We start from the raw sequence: 504 nt of genomic DNA on the forward strand, positions 1-504 counted from the left end.
TTATAATCCTAAAATAAATGCACGGCATAATATACACATCATTACATGGCAGAAAGGATAAGAGAGTTCTATAATTTAAAAGCATTGTTTGTGATTTTATCTATTGCCAAGAATATGTTATCGCAAGGTACCCAGTACATTATTCCACAATAAATGCATGTTTATTTATACCGTACCATTACCCCGCGTTGAGACCAAAGGCAAGCCTGGTAGCGCCTGCCTCGGTATAAATGTCGTTATCGCGTTTGTACTGCGGTGCTGTTCGTGTTATTCCCACGCCAGGTGTAACATCCCGAGTAATTGATCGTAGGTTAACGGCACCGGATTGGCCTTCATCGATGATGCACTGCTGGCCGCCAAGGCCGCTGATTCAAGCGCATCATGTGGTACACCGAGCGTGCTCAATGAACCTAACCCAGCCTGGCAACGCCAGTCGCGGAGCGCATCAAAGGCCTGCATTGGAGCAACCCCGAGCGCATTGGCAAACCAACGGCGTATTTCATC

The 504-nt window shown here is 46.8% G+C and carries 1 pseudogene; it reads right to left on the bottom strand.

Features of this window, described 5'->3' with window-relative positions:
* Positions 1-267 precede the first annotated feature (267 nt).
* Positions 268-504: pseudogene (locus J5224_RS35455) on the bottom strand (alcohol dehydrogenase); the annotation flags it as partial.

It is taken from the genome of Candidatus Symbiopectobacterium sp. NZEC135, from assembly GCF_025962695.1.